Below are 18,245 nucleotides of genomic sequence, written 5' to 3'. Positions count from 1 at the left end.
TCCTCTTGAATAATATTGTCTATTCGTGCCGTCCTTCCTATCATCCAGGTTAATCGGGTCGCAAAATTTATGACTGATAAGTCTCATCAGTGCGTCATTGTAGGCATTGCCGGCGCATCGGCTTCAGGTAAAAGTCTTATTGCTAGTACGCTGTATCGCGAACTGCGCGAGCAGGTGGGCGATGAGCACATTGGTGTCATTCCTGAAGACAGCTATTACAAAGACCAAAGTCATCTGTCCATGGAAGAGCGGGTTAAAACCAACTACGACCACCCGAACGCGATGGACCACAGCCTGCTGTTTCAGCATCTGCAAACGTTGAAACGCGGCAACCCTATTGAACTGCCGGTTTACAGCTACGTTGACCACACCCGCACGCAGGAAACGATCCACATCGAACCGAAAAAAGTGATCATCCTTGAGGGGATCCTGCTGCTGACCGACGCGCGTCTGCGCGAAGAGATGAACTTCTCCATTTTCGTTGATACGCCGCTGGATATCTGCCTGATGCGCCGCATCAAGCGCGATGTTAACGAGCGTGGTCGCTCGATGGACTCGGTGATGGCGCAATATCAGAAAACGGTACGCCCGATGTTCCTGCAGTTTATCGAACCGTCGAAGCAGTATGCCGATATCATCGTTCCGCGCGGCGGCAAAAACCGTATTGCTATCGACATTCTGAAAGCGAAAATTAGCCAGTTTTTTGAATAACTCACACGAATTGTGTAACGTGCAATAAGGGCCCTTAACCGTGATGGAAGAGGGCAGTCGTACAAAAGGAGAGTGATATGCGTCTGTGTGACCGAGATATAGAAGCCTGGCTGGATGAAGGCCGACTGGCGATTAACCCGCGTCCGCCGATTGAGCGTATCAATGGTGCCACCGTTGACGTGCGGTTAGGCAACAAGTTTCGCACCTTCAGCGGCCATACCGCCGCCTATATTGATTTAAGCGGGCCGAAGGCGGAAGTTAGCGCGGCGCTGGATCGCGTAATGAGCGAAGAGATTGTGCTGGCCGAAGGCGATGCCTTCTACCTGCATCCGGGTGAACTGGCGCTGGCGGTCACGCTGGAGTCGGTGACGCTGCCGGCGGATCTGGTGGGCTGGCTTGACGGCCGTTCCTCGCTGGCGCGTCTGGGGCTGATGGTGCACGTCACCGCGCACCGCATCGATCCCGGCTGGTCGGGCTGCATCGTGCTTGAATTCTACAACTCCGGCAAGCTGCCGCTGGCGCTGCGTCCGGGAATGCTGATTGGCGCGCTGAGCTTCGAACCGCTGTCGGGTCCGGCGGATCGCCCGTATAACCGTCGTGAAGACGCTAAATATCGCGATCAGCAGGGTGCGGTTGCCAGTCGTATTGATAAAGACTGAACCAGCGCAACGCGGGTGAGGGTGCCATGAGAAGAATATTAACGACGCTGATGATTCTGCTGGTGGTACTGGTTGCCGGCCTGTCATCGCTGGTGCTGCTGGTCAATCCTAACGACTTCCGCAGCTATATGGTGAAGCAGGTGGCCGAGCGCAGCGGATACCAGCTGCAGCTTGAGGGCGGCCTGCGCTGGCACGTCTGGCCGCGGCTGAGCATTCTGGCCGGCCGGATGGCCCTTACCGCGCCCGGCGCCAGCGCGCCGCTGGTGCGCGCTGATAACATGCGTCTTGACGTGGCGCTGCTGCCGTTGCTTTCACATCAGCTGCAGGTGAAGCAGGTGATGTTGAAAGGTGCGGTGGTGCAGCTAACGCCGCAAACCGAAGCTATTCGCGACCAAAACGCACCGGTGGCACCGCAAGGCACCACGCTGCCGCAGGAGCCGGGCGAGCGCGGCTGGTCGTTTGATGTTGCCGGGCTGCAGGTTGTTGATAGCGTGCTGGTGTTCCAGCATGAGGATGACGAGCAGATCACCGTGCGCGATATCCGCCTGCAAATGGAGCAAGATGCCCATCACCAGGCGAGCGTCGATTTCTCCGGTCGCATTAATCGCGACCAGCGTGATTTATCCCTTAATTTCTCCGCTCAGGTTCAGGCCGGCAACTATCCGCAAAGTCTTGAGGCCCAACTGTCGCAAATCAGCTGGCAGCTGCAGGGCGCCGATCTCCCGTCGCAGGGTATCAGCGGCAGCGGCAGCGTTAATGCCAGCTGGCAGGAAGCCAGCAAGATGCTGAGCTTCAGCGCGCTGAATATGACGGCCAACGACAGCTCGCTGGCAGGCGAGGGCAGCGTGGTGCTCGGCGACGCGCCGGTTTGGTCGCTGAAACTGCAGTCTGACAAGCTTAATCTCGATAATCTGCTGGTGCGGGCCGATATCTTCAGCGGCGGTGGCGGCGGCGCGCAGCAGGCGCAGTCGGCGCCGAAGCTGCCGCGTCCGGTGATTGCCAACGGCGTCAATGTACCGCCTTACAGCGGTTTAACCGGGTTCAGCGGTACGCTGTCCATGGTGGCCAAACAGGTTATCTGGCGCGGTCTGCCGTTCAGCGATGTGGCTATCCAGGCGGATAACCAGCGCGGTCTGCTGCGTGTTTCCCAGCTTGAAGGTTCGCTGGCCGGCGGGCAGATTTCGCTGCCGGGCACGCTGGACGCCCGCGACGGTACGCCGCAGGCGACGTTCCAGCCGAAGCTCGATAATATTGAAATCGGCAGCCTGTTAAAGGCCTTTAATTACGCCATTAACATGACCGGTAAAATGTCGCTGGCAGGGGACTTCTCCGGTTCGGTGATTGATGCCAACCACTTCCGCCGCGACTGGCAGGGGCAGGCGAACCTTGAGATGAAAAATACCCGCACCGAGGGGCTGAACTTCCAGCAGCTGGTGCAGCAGGCCGTTGAGCGCAGCACCGACGTGCGCGCGCAGGAGAACGATGACAACGCTACGCGTCTGGATGAAATGAGCACCGACATCGATCTCGATAACGGCGTGCTGACGCTCAATAACCTGCAGGGCAAATCGTCGCTGATTCAGTTAACCGGTAAAGGGACGCTCAACCTGGTGAAAGAAGAAGGTGACATGCAGTTCGGTATTCAGGTTGTTGACGGCTGGCAGGGTCAGGGCCGACTCATCGATATTCTGAAATCGACGGCCATCCCACTGCGCGTTTACGGTAAGTGGGAGGCGCTAAATTACAGCCTGCAGGTTGATCAAATTCTGCGTCGCCAGCTGCAAAACGAAGCGAAACGCCGCTTAAATGATTGGGCGGAGCGTAATAAAAATACGCAGTCCGGTAAGGACGTCAAACAGCTGTTAAATCAGCCTTAACCCGCTGCCGTTAACCCGGCGTCGCAGCGTTCAACCGCGCGACGCCGGAAACGCACTTTACACTTCGTAATCCCACTCTTCCTGCGGCTGCGGGATAATCTGGACTTTTTGCACCCTGTGGCTCTCAACCTGTAAGGTTTTCAGCGTCCACCGGCCAATCTGTACCTCTTCGCCGGCTTTAGGAATGCGCTGCAGATGCTCCATGAGCAGCCCGGCAATGGTGTGATACTCGCGCTTTTCATCCAGCGGCAACGGCACATACTGCACCAGGTCTTCCAGCGGCATGTGGCCGTTGGCCGTCCAGCTGCCGTCGGCATTTTTCTGAATATCGTGGCGGGCGTCAATCTCCTCCGCCTCGTTAGGCAGATTGCCAGCAATGGTTTCCGTCACGTCGCTTAAGGTGACCACCCCTTCAACGGAACCGAACTCATCCACCACAAAGGCGAAGTGGGTCCGCGCGTTGCGGAACTGCTCCAGCGCCGACAGCAGCGGCAGCGCTTCCGGGAAGACCAGCGGCTGGCGGATTAATACGCGCAGATCCAGCGGTTCGCCGCGCAGCGACTGCTGCAGCAGATCGATAACGTGCACCACGCCGAGCAGGTCTTCTTCATCTTCGCCGCCGGTGACCACCAGACGCGTATGCTGGTTTTTTTCCAGCAGGGCGCGAATGTCGCTTTCCGGGGCGCTAAGGTCGATATGCTCAATATCATGGCGCGAGGTCATAATACTGCTGACGGTGCGCTGATTGAGATTGAGCACGCGCTCAATCATCCGTCGTTCCTGCGGGTCAAAGACCTGCTGGTCATCCTGATCGACCAGCAGCGATGCGGTGCCAGCATCCAGTTCAGCATCCTCTTTTTTGCCGCTTAATAAACGCAGCACCGCATCGGTGGTGCGGCTACGCAGCGACTGATTGGCGCTCAGGAAGCGGCGTCGGTTGAAGATTGCCAACTGGTTGAGAAACTCGATCATCACCGAGAAACCAATCGCAGCGTACAGGTAGCCTTTCGGAATGATGACGCCGAAGCCTTCCGCGACCAGGCTAAAGCCGATCATCAGGAGGAAGCTCAGGCACAAAATAACGATAGTGGGGTGGCTGTTCACAAAGCGGGTCAGCGCCTTGCTGGCCAGCAGCATCAGGCTGATGGCGATAATGACCGCAGCCATCATGACCGCCAGATGGTCAACCATCCCGACGGCGGTGATCACCGAATCGAGCGAGAAGACCGCATCCAGCACCACAATTTGCAAAACGACCGGCCAGAAACGTGCTCCGCGCCGCTGCGTTGGACTATCGCTGTCTTTGCCTTCCAGACGCTCGTTGAGCTCCACCGTAGCCTTAAACAGCAGGAAGAAGCCGCCGACCAGCATAATCAGATCGCGAGCGCTGAAGGTGAAGTCGCGGAGGCTAAACAGCGGCTTGGTGAGGGTGACCAGCCACGAAATAGAGGCCAGAAGCAGAAGGCGCATGACCATCGCCAGCATCAGCCCGGTGACGCGCGCCCGGTCGCGCTGGGCAGGCGGCAGTTTTTCCGCCAGGATGGCGATAAACACCAGATTATCAATTCCGAGAACCAGCTCAATGACGACCAGCGTCACGAGTCCCGCCCAAATAGAGGGATCGGCAATCCATTCCATACGTTGGCTAAAACCTTATGTTACAAGACGATTTGATCATGGATAAAGCCGCGGCAAAATGCAACGTCTGCCGGTGATTTATCACGATAAACCTTATGGATATGACGAAAATAATCGGCTGAATTGAATTAAAATAAATAACGAAAAAGATAAATAGCCTATATTGTCAATATAAAGAAAATCCTAAAACTTCAACGTTATTAGGTCTTAATATTATTCTTAAAAATATTTTTTAAGCAGCGGTAACCTTGCCTGCTATTCACTTAGCTGCAACAATTCTTTCGACGCTGAATGGAATAACCATTTACGTACGGTATAAAATAGTCATGCGGATGAGATAATTCCTGTAATTATATATCCAGGAATATTTCCTGTTCATTTCGCAATGACCGTGCTTTCTATAACAATATGAATTTTATGTGAATTGGTAGCTGGAAGCCAAGGGCGGTAGCGTGCCTGAAGGCGTGACGCAAAGCCTGAATTATTCTGTCAATAGCCTGCGGATGAATCCCTGTCTTTTTAGGATATATGCCAATTATATTTCATGGGGAATATCGGCGTCGTGGATTTAAAGGTAATCAAAGAGTACGGATTAATTTAATTCGCACAGGATAATTTTCTGCCAAAGTGATAAATAATCAATGATGAAATCCAAACTAAAATTGATGCCATTATTGGTGTCGGTAACCTTGATGAGTGGCTGCACCATCCTTCCCGGCAGCAATATGTCTACCTACGGAAAAGATGTGATTAAGCAGCAGGATGCTGATTATGACATTGGCCGGATGGTGAATGTTTATCCGCTGACCCCGCGCCTGATTGAACAATTACGCCCGCGTCCCAACGTCGCGCAGCCGAACATGTCGCTGGATCAGGAGTTAAGCAATTACCAGTACCGCGTAGGCTCCGGCGACGTGCTGAACGTCACCGTCTGGGATCACCCCGAGCTGACGACGCCGGCGGGGCAGTATCGTAGTTCCAGCGACACCGGCAACTGGGTACAGCCGGATGGCACTATTTTCTATCCCTACATTGGCAAGGTGCAGGTTAAAGGCCGCACGCTAGCGGAAATTCGTCAGACCATCACCCAACGTCTCGCCGCCTACATTACCGATCCTCAGGTGGATGTGAACGTTGCCGCCTTCCGCTCGCAAAAGGTGTATGTCTCCGGGCAGGTGAACAAGTCCGGACAGCAGGCGATCACCAACGTACCGCTGACCGTACTGGATGCGCTTAACGCCGCGGGCGGACTGAGCGAGCTGGCGGACTGGCGCAACGTGGTGTTGACGCATGACGGCAAAGAGCAGCGCATCTCGGTACAGGCGCTGATGCAAAACGGCGATCTGAGCCAGAACCGGCTGCTTTACCCGGGCGATATTCTGTTCGTCCCGCGCAACGATGATCTGAAAGTCTTCGTGATGGGCGAAGTGAAAAAACAGAGCACGCTCAAAATGGACTTCAGCGGCATGACGCTGACCGAAGCGCTTGGCCAGGCCGAGGGGATCGACCTGACCACCTCCGACGCCAGCGGCATCTTCGTGATTCGTCCAACCAAAGCGGGTAACGGCGGCAAAATGGCCAATATTTATCAGCTTGATATGTCCGATGCGACCTCGCTGGTGATGGCGACTAACTTTGTGCTGCAGCCTTACGACGTGGTTTACGTCACGACCGCACCGGTTGCCCGCTGGAACCGTCTGATCAACCAACTGTTGCCGACCATCAGTGGCGTTCGCTACATGACCGACACGGCGAAAGACATTCATACCTGGTAACCATCATGTTTAACAAAATTCTTGTGGTGTGCGTGGGGAACATCTGCCGTTCCCCGACGGCGGAACGCTTGTTGCGCCGTCATCTGCCGACGATGACCATCGAGTCGGCGGGGCTGGGGGCGCTGGTGGGCAAAGCGGCGGATGAGCGTGCCGCCAGCGTTGCGGCCGGACATGCGGTTTCACTTGAGGGGCACCGTGCGCGGCAGCTCTCCGGGCGCATGTGTCGGGATTACGATCTGATTCTGGCGATGGAGAAACGTCACGTTGCCACCCTGCATGAAATGGCGCCCGAGATGCGCGGCAAAGTGATGCTGTTTGGGCATTGGGATAACGAACGCGAAATTCCCGATCCGTATCGCAAAAGCCTGGAGGCGTTTGAAGCGGTGTACCAGTTACTCGACAGGTCTGCCAGCCAGTGGGCGCAGGCACTGAAAGCTCAGCAGGGATAACCATGACAGATAAAGTAAAACAGATAAGTCCGCCGGCTTCGGGCGGTGATGAAATTGATATTGGCCGCCTGGTGGGCACCGTTGTTGAGGGAAAGTGGTGGGTTATTGGCGTTACCGCGGCGTTTGCCGTGGCGGCGATTATCTACACCCTGTTCGCGACGCCGATTTACAGCGCCGATGCGCTGGTGCGTATTGAACAAAATCAGGGCAGCGCGCTGGTGCAGGATATCAGCAACGCGCTGACCAGCAAACCCCCGGCCTCTGAGGCGGAAATCCAGATGATTACCTCCCGCCTGGTGCTGGGCAAAACCGTTGACGATCTGGATCTGGACATCGCGGTCAGCAAGAACACCTTGCCTGTCATCGGGGCCGGGTGGGAGCGGTTGATGGGACGCCAGAATGAGACGGTGAAAGTCACGACCTTCAATCGTCCGGTCGCGATGGCCGACAGCACGTTTACGCTGGAAGTCCTGAGCCCCACCGCCTACCGCTTGAGCAATGATGACGGCTTTAGCGCAGAGGGCAAAGTGGGGGAAGCGTTAAATAAAGATGGTGTATCGCTGGTAGTCGCCGGGATTACCGCCCGTGAGGGCGCGCGTTTTACCGTCACTAAGTACTCCACGCTGGGGATGATTAACACGCTGCAAAACAGCCTGAGCGTGACGGAAGATGGCAAAGATTCCGGCGTGTTGACGCTGACGATGGTGGGGGAGGATAAGGATCGGATCCGCGACATCCTCAACACCATCGCCCATAACTATGTCGCGCAAAACGTGGCACGTAAATCGGAAGAAGCGGCCAAAAGTCTCGAGTTCCTTGAAGTCCAGCTGCCGCAGGTGCGCAGTCAGCTGGATGTCGCGGAGAACAAGCTCAACGCCTACCGTCAGCAGAAAGACTCCGTTGACCTGCCGCTGGAGGCGAAGTCGGTGCTGGACTCGATGGTTAACATCGATGCCCAACTGAACGAACTGACCTTCCGCGAAGCGGAAATCTCCAAGCTTTATACCCGTATTCACCCGGCCTACCGTACTTTGCTGGAAAAGCGCCGTGCGCTGGAAGAAGAAAAGGCGAAGCTGAGCAAACGGGTGACGGCAATGCCGAAAACCCAGCAGGAAATCGTACGCCTGACCCGCGACGTCGAGTCTGGTCAACAGGTTTATATGCAGCTGCTGAATAAACAGCAGGAGTTGAAAATTACCCGCGCCAGCACCGTCGGCGATGTGCGCATCGTCGATCCGGCGATCGCTCAGCCGGGGGTTGTGAAGCCGAAGAAAGCGCTGATCGTTCTGGGCAGTATTATTCTCGGCCTGATGCTGTCGATTGTCGGCGTACTGCTGCGCTCGTTGTTTAACCGAGGGATTGAAAGCCCGCAGGCGCTGGAAGAGCGCGGTATCAACGTCTATGCGAGCATCCCGCTGTCGGAATGGCAGAAATCGCGCGATAGCGTCAAAAGCGTGAACGGCGTGAAGCGCTACAAACAAAGCCAACTGCTGGCGGTGGGCAACCCGACCGATCTGGCGATTGAGGCCATCCGCAGCCTGCGTACCAGTCTGCATTTCGCCATGATGCAGGCGTCTAACAACGTGCTGATGATGACCGGGGTCAGCCCGTCTATCGGTAAAACCTTCGTCTGCGCCAACCTGGCGGCGGTCATTAGCCAGACCCATAAACGGGTACTGATGATCGACTGCGATATGCGTAAAGGGTACGCCCACGAGCTGCTTGGCACCGCTAATGATAACGGCCTTTCAGAGGTGCTGGTGGGCAAAACGGCGATTGAGCACTGCGTGAAGAAAACCGCGGTCACAAATCTTGACCTCGTGCCGCGTGGACAGATCCCGCCGAATCCGTCTGAACTGCTGATGGCCGAGCGTTTTAGCGAACTGCTGAAATGGGCGAGTGCGAACTACGATCTGGTGCTGATTGATACCCCACCGATTCTTGCCGTAACCGATGCCGCTATCGTGGGCCGCCATGCGGGCACCACGCTGATGGTGACGCGCTACGCGGTAAACACGCTGAAAGAGGTGGAGACCAGCCTGAGCCGCTTTGAGCAAAACGGCATTGTCGTAAAAGGGGTGATTCTTAACTCGATCTTCCGCCGTGCCACCGGTTATCAGGATTACGGCTACTACGAGTATGAGTATCAGTCGGATTCGAAATAGTCTTTTCCCTCTCATCCCGACCCTTACCCCTGTGGAGGGAGGGCCAGGGTGAGGGGAATAACCGCTCAACTGCCTATTCAGGGATATACCATGACAATAGACAACCCGTTGATCTCTATCTATATGCCGACCTGGAACCGACAGCAGCTGGCGATTCGCGCCATCAAATCGGTTCTCCGCCAGGACTACCCCCATTGGGAAATGATTATCGTCGATGATTGTTCCAGCCAGTATGAGCAGCTCCAGCAATACGTTGACGGGCTAAACGATAGCCGCGTGCAGTATACGCGTAACGCCATTAACAGCGGCGCCTGCGCGGTGCGCAATCAGGCAATTCTGCAGGCCAAAGGGCAGTTTATTACCGGCATCGACGACGATGATGAATGGACGCCGAACCGACTGTCGCTGTTCCTTGAGCATAAGCATCAGCTGATGAATCACGCGTTTTTATATGCCAATGACTACGTCTGCGAAGGCGAAGTTTACTCGCAGCCGGCCAGCCTGCCGCTGTACCCCAAGTCGCCGTTCTCCCGTCAGCTGTTCTATAAGCGCAACATCGTAGGTAATCAGGTGTTTAGCTGGGCCTGGCGTTTTAAAGAGAGCCTTTTTGATACTGAACTCAAGGCGGCGCAGGACTATGACATCTTTCTGCGCATGGTCATGGCCTACGGCGAGCCGTGGAAAATTGAAGCGGCAACGCAGATTTTGCACATTAATCACGGCGAAATGCAGATTACCTCTTCGCCGAAGAAGTTCTCGGGCTACTTCCGTTTCTACCGCAAACACAAAGCCAGGTTTGACCGCGCCAGCAAGAAATATCAGCTGTTTACGCTGTATCAGATTCGTAATAAACGCATGACATGGAAAACGTTTTTGACGCTGCTGTCGGTACGTAACGGAAAGCGCTGGGTTGACGGACTGCGGAGTAAATAATGCTACTGGAAGATTTACGCGCAAACGGCTGGAGCCTGCGCCCGTGCGGCATGGTTATCGCCTATCGCATCGCCCACTTTTGCTCGGTGTGGCGCAAAAAAAACATCCTCAACAACCTGTGGGCCGCGCCGGTGCTGGTGCTGTATCGGCTGATAACCGAATGTGTGTTTGGTTACGAAATTCAGGCGGCAGCGACCATCGGCCGACGTTTCACCATCCACCATGGCTACGCGGTGGTTATCAATAAAAACGTCGTGGCCGGCGACGATTTCACCATCCGCCATGGCGTCACCCTCGGCAATCGAGGTCCGGGAAGCCTGGCCTGTCCGACGCTCGGCAACGGCGTCGAGCTGGGGGCCAACGTGGTCATCATTGGTGGCATCACCGTTGGCAATCACGTCACTATTGGCGCGGGGAGCGTCGTGCTGGACGACATTCCCGACCACGCGCTGGTTACCGGCGAAAAAGCGCGAGTCAAGGTCATCAAATGAAAATTATGCAATTTAACGTCCGCCTGGCCGAAGGCGGTGCGGCGGGCGTAGCGCTGGATTTGCATCAGCGCGCGCTGCGCCAGGGGCTGGCGTCGAAATTTATCTACGGTTACGGCAAGGGCGGCAAAAAGAGCGTGAGCCACGATTGTTATCCGCAGGTGGTCAAGCAGACCGGGCGACTAACGTCGATGGCGAACCTGGCGCTGTTCCGTTTGTTTAACCGCGATCTGTTCGGCAACCTGAACAATCTGTATCGCCAGGTGAGCGAAATCGAAGGGCCGGTGGTGCTGCATTTTCACGTGATGCACAGCTACTGGCTGAATCTGGCGGAGGTGGTGAACTTCTGCACCCGGTTGAGGGCGCATAAACGCGATGTCACGCTTATCTGGACGTTGCACGATCACTGGAGCGTTACGGGGCGCTGCGCGTTTACCGATGGTTGTGATGGCTGGAAAACCGGCTGTCAGAAGTGCCCGACGCTCGGCAACTATCCGCCGGTGAAGGTCGACCGTGCGCATCAGCAGGTAGAGGAAAAACGCCGGCTATTCCGCCAGATGCTGGCGCTCGGCTGCCGCTTTATTTCACCCAGCCAGCACGTTGCCGATGCATTTAACGGCCTCTACGGTATCGGGCGCTGCCAGATTATTAATAACGGTATCGATGTTGCCACTGAGGCCATTCTGGCCGAGCTGACGCCGGTAAAACGCCATTCATCGCGTCCTAAAATCGCCGTGGTGGCCCACGATCTGCGTTATGACGGTAAAACGAACCAGCAGCTGGTGCGTGACATCATCGCCCTTGGCGACAAGGTCGAGGTGCATACCTTCGGCAAATTCTCGCCGTTTTCCGGCAGTAACGTGGTGAACCACGGCTTTCTGACCGATAAGCGTCAGCTAATGAGTGAACTGAATCCACTGGACGCACTGCTGTTCAGTTCGCGGGTGGATAACTACCCGCTGATTCTGTGCGAAGCACTGTCCATCGGCGTGCCGGTGATTGCCACCCACAGCGAGGCGGCAAAAGAGGTGCTGGCGAAATCCGGTGGCCGAACGGTGGATGAGACCGACGTACTGACGCTGGTGCAGCAGCCGAAAGCGGAGATCGCCGAATCCATCTTTGGCACGTCACTGGAAAACTTTAGCGCGCGCAGCCGCAAGGCCTATAGCGGACAACAGATGCTGGAGGAATATGTCTCGTTCTATCAGAGTCTGTAGCTATCTGCTGCTGCCGCTTATTTACTTGCTGGTCAACGTCAAGCTGGCGCAGCTCGGGGAAAGTTTCCCGATTACCATCGTGACCTTTCTGCCGGCGCTGCTGCTGCTGTTTGTTGAGCGCATCAATCTCAAAAAGCTGATGATTGCCCTTGGTATCGGCGTCGCGCTCACGCTGTTCAACTACGCCTTTGGCCAATCGCTGGATCCCGGTAAGTACGTCACGTCGACGATGCTGTTTGTCTATATCGTGATTATCATCGGTATGGTCTGGAGCATTCGCTTTAAAACCATTTCACCGCATAACCACCGCAAAATTCTGCGCTTCTTTTACGTGGTGATTACCCTGGTGGTGATGCTGGCGGCGCTGGAGATGGCGCAGATTATTTTAACCGGCGGCAGCAGCCTGATTGCGACAATTTCCAAATATCTTATTTACAGCAATAGCTATGTTCTGAATTTTATCAAATTCGGCGGAAAGCGAACCACTGCGCTATATTTTGAACCCGCATTCTTCGCTCTGGCATTAATCTCAATTTGGCTCTGCATCAAACAGTTTGGTATCAAAACGCCAAAGTCTGATGCTATGATTCTGGCAGGGATAATTCTTTCCGGGTCCTTTTCAGGGGTAATGACATTTATTCTGTTTTACCTGCTTGAGTGGGCTTTTCAGTATCTGAACAAAGAGGCGATTAAGAAAAAGTTACCGCTGGCGATTATCTCATTAGGGGCGTTTTTTATCGGCCTGGTATTTGCGTTCCCGTATATTGCGGAACGTATTGGCGATTTGGGTACGGAAGGCTCATCGTCATATTATCGTATTATAGGTCCGCTGGTGATGGTCGGCTATTCATTAACCAGCGTTGATGGGGTTGTGCGTTTTGGTTCACTTTACGAATATGTGGCATCATTCGGAATATTTAACGGTGCGGATGTCGGTAAAACCATAGACAATGGTTTGTATCTGTTAATGATTTATTTTTCCTGGTTTGCTGTGGTATTAACTGCCGGTTATCTATATTACGTCTTTAAAATGTTCATTAACGCATTTGGGAATAATCGTAATTTTTCTGTGCAGCTGTATCTTTTTACGCCGATATCGTTGTTTTTTACCGGTTCGATATTTAGCCCGGAATATGCATTTTTAATTGTTTGTCCTTTTATTCTGCGTAAAGCGCTGAATATTGCCGACAGTCGATGAGGTGAAACATGTTGTTGAGCGTGGTAACCGTGGCGTTTCGTAACGTAGACGGAGTGGTCAAAACCTGGCGTTCGCTGGCGCATCTGGCGAACGATCCGAGCCTCACCTTTGAGTGGATTGTCGTCGACGGCGGCTCACAGGACGGGACGGCGGAATTTCTTGAGAAACGCAATGGCCAGTACCGATTACGCTACGTCAGCGAGCCGGATAAAGGGCTGTACGATGCGATGAATAAAGGCATCCGCATGGCGCAGGGCAAGTTTGTTCTGTTCCTGAACTCCGGCGACAGTTTCCATCCTGACGTTTCGCAGTTTGTCCGCCAGCTGCGCGCTAAAAACGATGATGCGATGTACCTCGGCGACGCGATGCTGGACTTCGGCGACGGTCATCGTATCCGGCGCAGCGCAAAGCGCGGCTGGTACATTTATCACAGCCTACCGGCGAGCCATCAGGCGATTTTCTTCCCGCTGCGTGGCTTACAACATTATCCGTACGATGTGCAGTACCGCGTTTCTTCTGACTATGCGCTGGCTGCCCGGATGTATAAATCAGGCTATACCTTTAAGCGTATTAAAGGGCTGGTGTCCGAATTTTCCATGGGCGGTGTTTCCACCACGAATAATATGCAACTGTGCCAGGATGCCAAAAAGGTACAGCGCGATATATTGCGAATGCCGACGCTGTTGACGGAATTATCATATTTATTACGCCTGCGCACGACCGGTAAAACCAAAGCCTTATATCACAAAGCATAAGGGGTCAGGATGCAGGAATTATCAGGATTTTCAGTACCGAAAGGTTTTCGCGGTGCCGGGGGCATTAAAGTTCAAATCTGGTGGGCGGTACAGGCAACATTATTTGCGTGGTCGCCACAGATTCTGTATCGCTGGCGTGCATTTTTATTACGCCTGTTTGGCGCGAAAATAGGAAAAAACGTAGTGATTCGCCCGTCGGTGAAAATTACCTATCCGTGGAAATTAACCATTGGTGATTACGCCTGGGTGGGGGATGACGCGGTGTTATATACCCTTGGGAACATTACCCTTGGGGCGAATTCGGTCGTATCGCAAAAATGTTATTTATGCACCGGCAGTCATGATTATCAAAGCGCGCATTTTGATATTAACGCTGCGCCAATTGTGGTCGGTGAAAAATGCTGGCTGGCAACGGATGTTTTTGTCGCACCCGGTATAACGATTGGCCATGGCACGATCGTCGGTGCCCGCAGCAGTGTATTTAAATCGCTACCGGCAAATACGATTTGCCGTGGCAATCCCGCAGTGGTTACGCGTGAGCGCGTAGAGAAAGTGAATCCCTAAACGGGACAAATTGAGGAAAATAGCATGTCAAAAGTTGCACTTATTACCGGCGTAACGGGGCAAGACGGTTCTTATCTGGCGGAACTGCTGCTGGAGAAAGGCTATGAAGTTCACGGGATCAAGCGCCGTGCTTCCTCCTTTAATACCGAACGTGTCGATCACATCTATCAGGATCCGCACAGCAGCAATCCGAAGTTCCATCTGCACTACGGCGATTTAACCGACAGCTCCAACCTGACGCGTATTTTGCAAGAAGTCCAGCCGGATGAAGTCTATAACCTTGGGGCGATGAGCCACGTCGCCGTGTCGTTCGAGTCTCCGGAATATACTGCCGATGTGGATGCCATGGGAACGCTGCGCCTGCTGGAGGCGATTCGCTTCCTGGGGCTGGAGAAGAAAACCCGTTTCTATCAGGCATCAACCTCTGAGCTGTATGGCCTGGTGCAGGAAATTCCGCAGAAAGAGACCACGCCGTTTTATCCGCGCTCGCCGTATGCGGTGGCCAAACTGTATGCCTACTGGATCACCGTCAACTACCGTGAATCCTACGGCATGTACGCCTGTAACGGCATTCTGTTTAACCATGAATCTTCGCGCCGCGGCGAAACCTTCGTCACCCGCAAAATCACCCGCGCGATTGCCAACATTGCTCAGGGGCTGGAGAAGTGCCTGTACCTCGGCAACATGGATTCCCTGCGTGACTGGGGCCACGCGAAAGACTACGTCAAAATGCAGTGGATGATGCTGCAGCAGGACCATCCGGAAGATTTCGTGATTGCCACCGGCGTGCAGTATTCGGTACGTCAGTTTGTCGAAATGGCGGCGGCTCAGCTGGGCATCAAACTGCGCTTCGAAGGGAAGGGCGTTGAAGAGAAAGGCATCGTGGTTTCCGTGACTGGCCATGATGCGCCGGGCGTGAAGACGGGTGATGTGATGGTGGCGGTCGATCCACGCTACTTCCGTCCGGCGGAAGTGGAAACCCTGCTCGGCGACCCAACCAAAGCGCATGAGAAGCTGGGCTGGAAGCCGGAAACGACCGTGCAGGAAATGGTGTCTGAAATGGTGGCTAAGGATCTTGAGGCGGCGAAGAAATACTCACTCTTAAAGTCACATGGTTATGACGTTGCGATTGCGGTAGGGAGCTGATTATGAATAAGAAACGTGTTTATATCGCTGGTCATCGCGGCATGGTGGGATCTGCTATTTATCGACAACTTTCTGAACGTGAAGATATAGAGCTTGTTGTACGCAGTCGTGAGCAACTTAATCTATTGGACACCCGCGCTGTGAATGAGTTTTTCGCGAGCGAACAGTTGGATGAAATATACCTTGCAGCGGCAAAGGTGGGTGGGATTATGGCTAATAATACTTATCCGTCAGATTTCATCTATGAAAATATGATGATGGAAAATAATATTATCCATGCGGCGCATAGTTTTAATGTTCAGAAACTTCTTTTTCTTGGTTCTTCATGTATTTATCCTAAATTTGCGGAGCAGCCGATCAAGGAGAGCGAACTTCTACAAGGAACGTTAGAACCCACAAATGAGCCTTATGCAATTGCTAAAATTGCCGGGATAAAATTATGTGAATCATACAATCGCCAATATGGTCGAGATTATCGCTCGGTGATGCCAACAAATCTGTATGGGCAAAATGATAACTTCCACTTACATAATTCTCATGTGATTCCTGCACTATTACGTCGTTTTCATGACGCGGTGTACCGTAACGATAAGACCGTGGTGGTTTGGGGAAGTGGAAAACCAATGCGTGAATTTTTGCATGTTGACGATATGGCGGCAGCAAGTATTCACGTTATGGAACTTGATGATGAAGTTTGGCAGGAACAAACAAATCCGATGTTGTCACATGTAAATGTTGGCACTGGCGAAGATTGTACGATCCGCGAACTCGCGGACACCATTGCGAAAGTAGTAGGATTTCAAGGTGAAATTAAATTTGATCCTTCTAAGCCTGATGGCACGCCACGTAAACTACTTGATGTTAGCCGTCTTAGAAAATTGGGTTGGCATCATGAGATTGCTCTTGAACAGGGGCTCATCTTAACCTACCGATGGTTCCTTGATAATCAGCATCAATTCAGGGGGGAGTAATGTTTCTTAATCCAGAAGAGTTTTCACAGGTTGTCAGAAAAACCCCTCTTATTTCAATTGATTTTATTCTTGAAAATGAACAAGGAGAATTTCTTGTTGGCCGAAGAAAAAATAGACCTGCTCAAGGGTATTGGTTTGTTCCTGGCGGTAGAGTGTTAAAAGATGAAGATCTAAGTTTTGCCTTCACTCGTCTTGCCGAAGAGGAATTAAATCAAAGATTTTCTATTTTAGATGGAAATTTTTTTGGGGTATGGCAGCATTTTTATAATGATAATTTTTCTTCTTCTGAGTTTACTACTCATTATATTGTGCTTGGCTTTCGTCTTAAAATTAATACCGGACAGAGGTACTTTCCGTCGGGTCAGCATGATTCATGGCGGTGGATGACTGCCGCAGAGTTGCTTACCGATGAGAACGTTCATGAGAATACGCGGGCCTATTTTGATAAAAATCTTCAGCATCAGGTATTTGGACTATGAAGATTCTTGTGTATGGCATCAATTATTCACCGGAACTTACTGGGATCGGCAAGTATACCGGGGAGATGGTCGAATGGATGGTAAATAAAGGGCATGATGTACGTGTTATTACAGCCCCGCCTTATTATCCAGAGTGGCGTGTACATCAGGCGTATTCTTCATGGCAGTATCGTCGCGAGGAAGGCGATTCTATTGTCTGGAGATGCCCGATTTATGTCCCGAAAAAGCTAACAATGCTGAAGCGGATGTTACATCTCAGCAGTTTTGCAGTAAGCAGCATCTTCCCATTACTGGCACAACGAGGCTGGAAACCTGACTTGATTATCGGCGTCATACCAACGTTGTTTTGTACTCCGGGGATGCGTCTTCTGGCTAAGCTAACGGGCGCGAAAACCTTATTACATATTCAGGATTATGAGGTTGACGCGATGATCGGACTGCGATTTTCAGGAAAGAGAAAGACAGGAAATATGGCACGTCTTGCCAGCGCGTTTGAACGTACTGGTTTACTTGGCGTCGATTATATTTCAACTATCTCTCATGCCATGATGAGAAAGGCACAAGATAAAGGTGTGCCGCAAGACAAAATCATTTTCTTTCCTAATTGGACTGAGGTTTCGCGCTTCCGTCAGGTTTGTTCAACCGATATTGAATCAATGAGGCAACAGCTTAATCTTCCAAAAAATAAAAAGATAATTCTTTATTCTGGAAATATCGGCGAAAAACAGGGTATGGAAATTATCGTTGAGGCTGCTGCGCGTAAGCTGGATACACCGTGGGTATTTGTTATTGTTGGTGAAGGAGGCGGTAAAAATAAAATTGAAAAAATGGTTGCTGATCGTGAATTGACAAATGTTAAATTCTATCCGCTACAACCTTATGAATTTTTACCCGCATTACTTAAAATGGCGGATTGCCATTTGATTATTCAGCGGCGAGGTGCTGCTGATGCTGTGTTGCCTTCGAAATTGACTAATATTTTAGCTGTTGGCGGTAATTCTGTGATTACTGCAGAATCAGACACTGAACTTGGACTCCTTTGTCAAAAACATCCCGGTATTGCGGTGTGCGTAGAACCAGAATCCGTTGACGCGTTGATCCACGGTATCGAATTGGCATTGAAATACCCTGTAAATAATACTGTCGCTCAAGCCTATGCAGAGAATGCCTTCGATAAGGAAAGCATTCTTAATAAATTTATTTCGGATATGCAGGAATGA

General features: G+C 52.6%; 17 protein-coding genes. 16 read left to right on the top strand and 1 reads right to left on the bottom strand.

Annotated features, from left to right (window positions below; all coding sequences use genetic code 11):
* Window positions 1–69 precede the first annotated feature (69 nt).
* The 3 genes from udk (at window position 70) to asmA (ending at window position 3,247) form a co-directional block, all read left to right on the top strand.
* Window positions 70–711: a uridine kinase gene (gene udk / locus H7R58_RS14705; RefSeq protein ID WP_106929504.1), complete on the top strand. Its 642-nt coding sequence runs from the start codon at window positions 70–72 to the stop codon at window positions 709–711.
* 77 nt (window positions 712–788) lie between these two features.
* On the top strand, window positions 789–1,370 hold the full coding sequence (gene dcd / locus H7R58_RS14700) for a dCTP deaminase (protein WP_106929505.1): 582 nt from the start codon (window positions 789–791) through the stop codon (window positions 1,368–1,370).
* A 26-nt stretch (window positions 1,371–1,396) separates the two neighbouring features.
* Window positions 1,397–3,247: an outer membrane assembly protein AsmA gene (gene asmA / locus H7R58_RS14695; RefSeq protein WP_182934415.1), complete on the top strand. Its 1,851-nt coding sequence runs from the start codon at window positions 1,397–1,399 to the stop codon at window positions 3,245–3,247.
* 57 nt (window positions 3,248–3,304) lie between these two features.
* Here the strand turns inward: asmA and H7R58_RS14690 are convergent, their stop codons facing one another.
* Window positions 3,305–4,885, bottom strand: coding sequence for a TerC family protein (locus tag H7R58_RS14690; RefSeq protein ID WP_106929509.1), 1,581 nt, complete (start codon window positions 4,883–4,885; stop codon window positions 3,305–3,307).
* Window positions 4,886–5,526: 641 nt separating this feature from the next.
* Between H7R58_RS14690 and H7R58_RS14685 the strand changes: the two genes are divergently transcribed.
* The 13 genes from H7R58_RS14685 (at window position 5,527) to H7R58_RS14625 (ending at window position 18,245) form a co-directional block, all read left to right on the top strand.
* A complete protein-coding gene (locus tag H7R58_RS14685; protein WP_106929511.1) occupies window positions 5,527–6,660 on the top strand; it encodes a polysaccharide export protein in 1,134 nt (377 codons plus the stop codon).
* Between the two features lie 5 nt (window positions 6,661–6,665).
* Window positions 6,666–7,109, top strand: a complete 444-nt coding sequence (gene wzb / locus H7R58_RS14680; protein ID WP_106929513.1) for a low molecular weight protein-tyrosine-phosphatase Wzb — start codon at window positions 6,666–6,668, stop codon at window positions 7,107–7,109.
* 2 nt (window positions 7,110–7,111) lie between these two features.
* The gene (gene wzc, locus H7R58_RS14675) at window positions 7,112–9,274 is read left to right on the top strand and encodes a tyrosine-protein kinase Wzc (RefSeq protein WP_182930339.1); all 2,163 of its coding nucleotides are present in this window, start codon (window positions 7,112–7,114) and stop codon (window positions 9,272–9,274) included.
* A 90-nt stretch (window positions 9,275–9,364) separates the two neighbouring features.
* The gene (gene wcaA / locus H7R58_RS14670; protein WP_106929517.1) at window positions 9,365–10,207 is read left to right on the top strand and encodes a colanic acid biosynthesis glycosyltransferase WcaA; all 843 of its coding nucleotides are present in this window, start codon (window positions 9,365–9,367) and stop codon (window positions 10,205–10,207) included.
* The gene (gene wcaB / locus H7R58_RS14665; RefSeq protein ID WP_106929519.1) at window positions 10,207–10,698 is read left to right on the top strand and encodes a colanic acid biosynthesis acetyltransferase WcaB; all 492 of its coding nucleotides are present in this window, start codon (window positions 10,207–10,209) and stop codon (window positions 10,696–10,698) included. Before wcaA ends, wcaB begins: the two co-directional genes overlap by 1 nt.
* Entirely contained in the window at window positions 10,695–11,912 is a 1,218-nt protein-coding gene (gene wcaC, locus H7R58_RS14660; RefSeq protein ID WP_106929521.1) for a colanic acid biosynthesis glycosyltransferase WcaC, read from the top strand. The genes wcaB and wcaC overlap by 4 nt, the downstream gene beginning before the upstream one ends.
* A complete protein-coding gene (gene wcaD / locus H7R58_RS14655) occupies window positions 11,887–13,110 on the top strand; it encodes a colanic acid polymerase WcaD (protein ID WP_182930341.1) in 1,224 nt (407 codons plus the stop codon). The genes wcaC and wcaD overlap by 26 nt, the downstream gene beginning before the upstream one ends.
* A gap of 8 nt (window positions 13,111–13,118) precedes the next feature.
* Window positions 13,119–13,865 (top strand): colanic acid biosynthesis glycosyltransferase WcaE, encoded by a 747-nt coding sequence (wcaE, locus tag H7R58_RS14650; RefSeq protein ID WP_182930342.1) that lies wholly within the window; start codon window positions 13,119–13,121, stop codon window positions 13,863–13,865.
* 9 nt (window positions 13,866–13,874) lie between these two features.
* Window positions 13,875–14,429: a colanic acid biosynthesis acetyltransferase WcaF gene (gene wcaF, locus H7R58_RS14645; protein ID WP_106929527.1), complete on the top strand. Its 555-nt coding sequence runs from the start codon at window positions 13,875–13,877 to the stop codon at window positions 14,427–14,429.
* 24 nt (window positions 14,430–14,453) lie between these two features.
* The gene (gene gmd / locus H7R58_RS14640) at window positions 14,454–15,575 is read left to right on the top strand and encodes a GDP-mannose 4,6-dehydratase (RefSeq protein ID WP_182930344.1); all 1,122 of its coding nucleotides are present in this window, start codon (window positions 14,454–14,456) and stop codon (window positions 15,573–15,575) included.
* A gap of 2 nt (window positions 15,576–15,577) precedes the next feature.
* Complete coding sequence (gene fcl, locus H7R58_RS14635) at window positions 15,578–16,546, top strand: GDP-L-fucose synthase (RefSeq protein WP_106929530.1); 969 nt, start codon at window positions 15,578–15,580, stop codon at window positions 16,544–16,546.
* Window positions 16,546–17,025, top strand: a complete 480-nt coding sequence (locus tag H7R58_RS14630; RefSeq protein ID WP_182930345.1) for a GDP-mannose mannosyl hydrolase — start codon at window positions 16,546–16,548, stop codon at window positions 17,023–17,025. Before fcl ends, H7R58_RS14630 begins: the two co-directional genes overlap by 1 nt.
* Complete coding sequence (locus H7R58_RS14625) at window positions 17,022–18,245, top strand: WcaI family glycosyltransferase (RefSeq protein ID WP_106929534.1); 1,224 nt, start codon at window positions 17,022–17,024, stop codon at window positions 18,243–18,245. Before H7R58_RS14630 ends, H7R58_RS14625 begins: the two co-directional genes overlap by 4 nt.

It is taken from the genome of Klebsiella sp. WP4-W18-ESBL-05 (genome assembly GCF_014169075.1).
Lineage (GTDB): Bacteria > Pseudomonadota > Gammaproteobacteria > Enterobacterales > Enterobacteriaceae > Kluyvera > Kluyvera ascorbata_B.
The sequence above is the reverse complement of the archived record's forward strand: the minus strand, read 5'-3'. Positions and strand labels throughout refer to the sequence as shown.